9 protein-coding genes are annotated in these 6452 nt (G+C 31.0%); 8 read left to right on the top strand and 1 reads right to left on the bottom strand.

Annotation, left to right across the window (positions count from 1 at the left end):
• The first annotated feature begins 181 nt into the window (after window positions 1-181).
• Together OF897_RS13985 and OF897_RS13980 are read left to right on the top strand one after the other, a co-directional pair.
• Entirely contained in the window at window positions 182-757 is a 576-nt protein-coding gene (locus OF897_RS13985; protein ID WP_267266309.1) for a Crp/Fnr family transcriptional regulator, read from the top strand.
• Window positions 758-808: 51 nt separating this feature from the next.
• The gene (locus OF897_RS13980) at window positions 809-1315 is read left to right on the top strand and encodes a GNAT family N-acetyltransferase (RefSeq protein WP_267266308.1); all 507 of its coding nucleotides are present in this window, start codon (window positions 809-811) and stop codon (window positions 1313-1315) included.
• Window positions 1316-1360: 45 nt separating this feature from the next.
• Here OF897_RS13980 and OF897_RS13975 read toward each other — a convergent pair whose 3' ends face one another.
• Window positions 1361-1753: a helix-turn-helix domain-containing protein gene (locus tag OF897_RS13975; RefSeq protein ID WP_267266307.1), complete on the bottom strand. Its 393-nt coding sequence runs from the start codon at window positions 1751-1753 to the stop codon at window positions 1361-1363.
• A gap of 136 nt (window positions 1754-1889) precedes the next feature.
• Between OF897_RS13975 and OF897_RS13970 the strand changes: the two genes are divergently transcribed.
• The 6 genes from OF897_RS13970 (at window position 1890) to OF897_RS13945 (ending at window position 6185) form a co-directional block, all read left to right on the top strand.
• Complete coding sequence (locus OF897_RS13970; protein WP_267266306.1) at window positions 1890-2291, top strand: hypothetical protein; 402 nt, start codon at window positions 1890-1892, stop codon at window positions 2289-2291.
• A 71-nt stretch (window positions 2292-2362) separates the two neighbouring features.
• Window positions 2363-3301, top strand: coding sequence for a hypothetical protein (locus OF897_RS13965; protein ID WP_267266305.1), 939 nt, complete (start codon window positions 2363-2365; stop codon window positions 3299-3301).
• Between the two features lie 41 nt (window positions 3302-3342).
• The gene (locus OF897_RS13960) at window positions 3343-3894 is read left to right on the top strand and encodes an AHH domain-containing protein (protein WP_267266304.1); all 552 of its coding nucleotides are present in this window, start codon (window positions 3343-3345) and stop codon (window positions 3892-3894) included.
• Complete coding sequence (locus tag OF897_RS13955) at window positions 3894-4649, top strand: imm11 family protein (protein ID WP_267266303.1); 756 nt, start codon at window positions 3894-3896, stop codon at window positions 4647-4649. The genes OF897_RS13960 and OF897_RS13955 overlap by 1 nt, the downstream gene beginning before the upstream one ends.
• A 2-nt stretch (window positions 4650-4651) precedes the next feature.
• A complete protein-coding gene (locus OF897_RS13950; RefSeq protein ID WP_267266302.1) occupies window positions 4652-5374 on the top strand; it encodes a hypothetical protein in 723 nt (240 codons plus the stop codon).
• A 43-nt stretch (window positions 5375-5417) separates the two neighbouring features.
• Complete coding sequence (locus OF897_RS13945; RefSeq protein WP_267266301.1) at window positions 5418-6185, top strand: hypothetical protein; 768 nt, start codon at window positions 5418-5420, stop codon at window positions 6183-6185.
• The last annotated feature ends 267 nt before the right edge of the window (window positions 6186-6452 follow it).

Here is a 6452-nt window from a genome sequence, read left to right as displayed (position 1 = left end):
TTTCTCGGAACTTTTTTATCTAAATAAGTTTAAACAGGTTTAATATTAAAAACTGTTTTTCTTTAATCTTTTTTTATAGAATAATTCATATTCTATTCATTTTAGTTTTTGTAATTTTCTGCTTATAAAACTGAGTATAAACAATAGATTCCGAAAGGATGTCTATCTGAAATAAAAATTTATGTTAAGAACGAATCAATCTTTTTTAAATTATTTAGAAATCCTTTATAGTAACCAGGAACATAAGGAAAACATTATTTTAGAATCTTTTGAAAAAGACGAAAAATTATTGACCCAAAATCAAGTTTCCGACAAAATAATGCTCATCAAAAGTGGAATTACCAAATGCTTTTTTACAGAAGAAAATAATGAGGAGTACATCGTTGAGTTTTTAGGAAAAGGCGAAATTCTTGGGGAAATTGAGATGATGAAGAATGTGCCGTGTATCTGCAGCATTGAAGCGATTACCGAGGTTACCGTATTTACCATAACGATTCCGTACTTCCAGTCGTTGATTAAAAGTGATCTTAATTTAAACAATTTATTGCTTGATGTTTTTGCCGAGCGTATTGTGAACACCTCAAACAGGTCGTCTTATCAGCAACTTCATGCTACAGAACATACATTGTCTCAACTTTTAGATTTAAAAGCCAAAGAAATGAAAATTTCAAAAGAAGACATGGCTTCCTATTTGGGAACAACTGTAAAAAGTCTTACCAAAGCCATAAAAGATTACGAAAAGAAAAAGACGGTTTAATAAAACTCCCAATTAAATCTTCCAGTATCTTTGTGGAAATTCTGTTACAAAATGGATGAGCTGAAGTTCAGAGATGCAAAATTAGAAGACTTAAAAAGGATTGTTGAAATCTACAACTCAACCATAGAATCAAGAATGGTTACAGCAGATACAGAACCTATTTCTGTGGAAAGCCGCCATCAGTGGTTTTATGAGCATACTCCTGAAAGAAGGCCACTTTGGTTAATTGAGGATTCTGAAAATAATATGGTGGGATGGGTAAGTTTTTCTTCATTTTATGGAAGACCAGCTTACAACGGAACCGTGGAAATCAGTATTTATATGGATGAAAATTTCCGTGGAAAAGGTTATGGTAAAAAGACTTTACAATACTGTATCGACAATGCCGGAAAATTTGGAGTGAAAACTTTGTTGGGTTTTATATTTTTACATAATGAACCAAGCATAAAACTCTTCCAACATTTTGGATTTGAAGACTGGGGAATTTTGCCAAATGTCGCAGTTTTGGATGGGGTAGAACGGAGTTTGAAAATATTGGGGAAAAGAATTTATAAATAATAAAACTTCGTCCCGCCTTTTAAAACGAGGCGAAGTTTTATTTATTTATCCTTTCAGTGTTTTGATAATATCCTGCAATTGCTCAATCATCTTATCTTTATCTTTCAGCCTTTCTTCATAAAGAGATTCTATCTTCTCTGTTTTGTCTTTATTTTCCTGATATAGATTCTGAATATCTTGATAACCTACAGAAGCATCATAAAAGTTCTGTTGATTATAAATATTGTTGGGATTTGCATCTAATAGCTCATAAACTGGTGCTTCTAAGATTTCAGCAATTTGATACAATCTGTCTACCGTCAGTTTGGTTTCGTTCTTTTCTATTTTACTGTAGGCTGCCTGGCTGATGTGCAACTCTTCTGCCATATTCTCGTGCGAAAAGCCTTTCTTCTTACGGTATTCTTTTATTTTTTCGATAATAACTTCCATGGTGTCCATAACTAAATGTTGTAATTATAATAACAAAAGTAATATTTTTTTCGAAAAAGTTGTTTAAAGATTCATGAAAATATTTTAATATTGTAACGTTAAAAAACTATTAAAACAACAAATATGAAAAAAACTCAGTTTTCTGATGCTTTTGGCATTATCATTTTTAGTTCTCAACTGCAGAACTGAAGAATATCTTAGCGAAGAAGCTAATCATTACAATCAGTCCCCACTTATTTCTCAAAAAATTCCCTTCAGCGAAGCGAAACACAAAGCTAAACTTCTTCCCGAAATTGAACAGGTTGAGAATAAATTTAAATCATTTGTGGGAAATAATGTACAAGGCAAACTTGTAGATTACGGAAATGGTGTGTCTGTAGATACGGATGAAGTGATCTATATAGAAAACGGAGCTAATTATCATACATACACTTTCAACATACACAGGGAAAATGCTCCTGCGAATGCACCATTAGAAAATCTTGTTCTTTCTCTACTGCCGGACGGGAGCTATCAGGAGTTTTTGGTGACGTATAGTATAGTCTGACAGCACAAGAGAAAGAGAGTGTAAGAAACGGAGAACCTGTAAACACTAAAGGGAAAACTGCCATTACGGAATTGGCAAAAGGCAGCTTTAATGCCAATGGTCAATTGCTTCAGGCAAAAACAACTTGCAGCTGGAATGATGTAACAATAGTCTACAGCTGTAGTGAGACCGATAAAAATGGAAATCCTTATCATGATGCCAGTAACATGTCTGATTGGCACAACTGTACCGCAGAAACCAAACCTTCTGTATTTACTGCAGGATTTTGGGATTGCACACCGGAAAAGCTAGACAATCATATAAGTCCCGGAAGCAATCCGGGAGGAGGAGGTTCTGTTGGAGGAGTTGAAGATCCAGAAACTTCGCCGCATGATTGCACCACAGTAGCCACAGATCCTAGCCAAGTAGGTATAACAGACCCGAATGGCTGTAATACGGTTTTCCCTACTCAACCTTATATTGTAAAATCATTCACAATGATTGTAAGAGAACTTCCTGCTGATGTTAAAATACTTCTCAATTCTAATGTAGAATTTTATAATGGCTTACAAACCTATTACAATGCCAACCAAAATCTTCAGGGAGAAAATTTTGTAAAATGGGCAGCGCAAAACGTTACGTGGACACAGTTTCAAAAATGGTTTATTAATGGATATAATGATGCTTACAGAACTAAGCTCTCCTTACTATCTTCCGAAGAAATACAAGAATTCGTAAATATAAATACAGAAATAGACGCTTCCCTTTACGATGAAGAATTTGTAAAAGAAACCAATGAGGCTTTGGTTGCTTTTACTGCTTACGGAGATATTGAAACTATGACTGATGTGCAGATGGAAACTGTACTAAACCAATGCTGTCCTTCAGTTATAATAGTTCCGCAAGCAATGACACTAGAAAAATCTAGAATGATGCTGCTAATTATAAATTTAATAGAAAATTTTATCCAGAATGGAGTAAAACAAAATGTTTTTGGGAGGCTTCTAGAGAAACGATTCAGTTATTATTAGACTTAGGTGGTTTAGTTCCTGTGATTGGAGAAGTGTGTGACTTGACGAATGGTGTTATTTACACAATTCAAGGTGATGGTTTAAATGCAGGTTTAAGTTATGCTTCTGCTATTCCTGTTGCTGGTTGGTTTGCTGCTGGAACGAAGTATGGAGTAAAAGTGGTGAACGCATCTGATATTGCTTCTAAGCAAGTTTTAAAATGGATTATTGGCAATGATGGATTTGTTAAGTTTGGATATTCAAGTCAATTGAGAAAAGTATTAAAATTAACGGATGCCACCAAACAAGCTCATCATATTATACCTTGGGCTTATAACATTCAGACTCATCCAATAGTTCAAAAAGCTGCTAAATCAATGAATGCATTTCATTTGAACGAGGCTTTAAATGGAATTGCGGTTGCATCATGGAGAAATCAACCTAATCATAATCTATATAATAACAGAATTTTTAATAAATTAGAACAATTTAAACAAGCATATCCAAATGCAACTCCGGATCAATGCTATAATAAGTTAATAGAAATTATTAATCAAGCTAAACAAGCAATAATTAATAATCCTAATTCACATCTAAACGATCTAGTTTTTTAATGATGAAATATTTTAAAATAAATTTTAGTTTGAGCCCAAAAATTAGAGGTAACAATAATTATATTAAAAATTATAAACTTAAAATTCCTCCAACAGGAAAACTTTATTGGGAAATTCCTGAATTTATAGGAAATATTTATAATGAAAAAATTGATTTTGAGCCTTATCTATTAGATATAGAGCTTTTTGCCAATTCAAAAATTAATGATTTGATAATGGACGGAGGTCCAATTTCATCACAAAGAATCATTAGTGGAAAATTAAAATCAATTTTAGAAAAATATAGAAAAACTGGAATACAGTTTTTTAATATTAATATTTTAAGGAAGAGCGAAATATTTAATGACTATTGGTTGCTAAATATGTATGAGTTTAATCAAGAATTTATGGATCTAAAAAATAGTAAAATTATTTATCAGAAAAAAAATGATGATTTTAATGTTACATATTCCACTACAGATATCGAAATTCAAACTAAAGATTTAAATGAATTTAATCATTATATAGAAAGGGCTAAAGAAAAATTAGAAATTATTACTATTGAAAAGATTGCTTTAAATGAAAGTATAATTGTAGAAGATTTCTTTATGCTAAAGTATGTTTCAGAAGGAATAAGTTATTACGTGTCTGAAAAATTAAAACAAGAAATAGAAGATGCAGGTTGTACAGGAATAGAATTTCAGCCGTCAGAGTTGAGTTACAATGAATGGGTGGCTCAAGACGGAGAAAGAGAAAAAATATATGGAAAAATATAAAGATGAGAAATCAAATAATAACACTAATATTTTTACTTCTTGGATTGAGCATTCATGCTCAATCCAAGAAATCTTTCACCCCTACAAAAGGTGAAATTATCTTTAAAGAAATATCTAAAATTACAGACAGAAAGGTTTTTGATGAAACTTTAAAAGTCTCAAAAAAGAATTTTAAAGAATCTCTTATCAATTCGTTATTAAAAGAACCCGAAAACAAAGGCAGAGAAAAAGAAATAGAACAGATGGCTATGATGTCTTCTGAAATGCTTGAGTCTACTGGTTACAAACAGGATTCTTCACAAATTTATCATCACCAATATACTAATTCTAAGATAAGGAATATTCTATCTCGTGATCAGAATATGAATTTCGTAAGAAGAGATGAAATTATTGGGAATCAGTATGAATATTCAGGAAATATAATCTTAAATGTAGTAGTTGATAAGAAGAATAAAAAAAAGATTCATGGCTATGATTGCTATAAAGTAACTTATGAATACAAAGAAAATGAAAAGACAGAAGATGAGAATTTTATGAAATATGCAGGAAACATGATTTACAAGAGAGAAATGTGGGTTACAGATAAAATAAAATCTCTGTATCATCCTATAATCTATGAAAAAGAAATCTTAAAGAAATTTTATCCTCTCGCAATTCTTGAAACCCAAAGCGATGTAAAGGGTTTTGAAAGAAAATTTGTATTACAGAAAATTACGCTTGAATAATTAAAAGTGAAAGGATATTTTATTAAATTATACAGCACAATCAATGAACAAAACTATTTTAATATTGTTTCTTTTTATATTTAAGTTGGGATATTCTTGCGTATGCTCATATTCACCTGAGATCTTTAATACCTACAGTAAAGCAGACTTAGTTGCTGATATAACTATTACGAATGTACGACCTTCTGATAATAAGAACCTAAGTGCAAAATATTATATGGTAGATGTGAAGTACAATACTGTTTATAAAGGCAAAAAGATTGAAAGTTTTTATGTTTATGGAAGTAAATTGATTGGCAAAAAATATTATGGGTCCATGACAAGTTGCTCATTAGGTTTAAATAAAGGAGATCGTTTAATTATTTTTCATAATCTTGATAAAATTCAATCACTGCATTATTGTTCTCCTAGAATAGTTGAAAAATACAAAATGAAATTTTTAGAATCTAAAAAGATTCTAGAAGATTTATCCAATTTATCAATACAAACCAACTTCAAAAATTTTATTATTGATACGAAATTTGATTCTAAGACCGGAAAAAATGAACTTAATCAGTTTGATGGCATAAAAGCAAAAAATTCTTTTGCTCTTTTAGAAATTACGCTTAATACCGATGGGACTTTTAAAAATGTGGATTATATTAAAAAATTAGATTCCAATTATGATGAGAAAATTTTACAGTACTTCCAAACTTCTAAATTACTTTATCCAGAAAAATTTAAGTTTTCGGATGGAGAAAAGTTTGTTTTACCTATTCATTATATAAAGGACGAAAAAAATAAAACGTATATTTCTCTTTATTTTTATTAAGAATTATAAATCTAAAAACTGCAGAAAGTTCTGCGGTTTTTTTAATTGATTTAAAGTATTTCCAAAATCCCTTAGAGGATTATATCAAAAGCTCCCGACGATTTGTGCAAATCGTCGGGAGCTTTTTTATAAATGCAGGCGGGGACTTAAGTAACTCCTCGTTTGCATTTTCAAAATCCTCACCAGTAATTTAAAAATGCTCAGTAAGCAATTTAAAATTACTGGCGAGGATTTTATTTTTCCTTACTTAGCTTTTTCAAACTTCGT

Origin of the sequence: Chryseobacterium formosum (genome assembly GCF_026460885.1) — a bacterium.
Classification (GTDB): Bacteria; Bacteroidota; Bacteroidia; order Flavobacteriales; family Weeksellaceae; genus Chryseobacterium; species Chryseobacterium formosus.
This window is presented reverse-complemented; position numbering and strand designations above follow the sequence as displayed.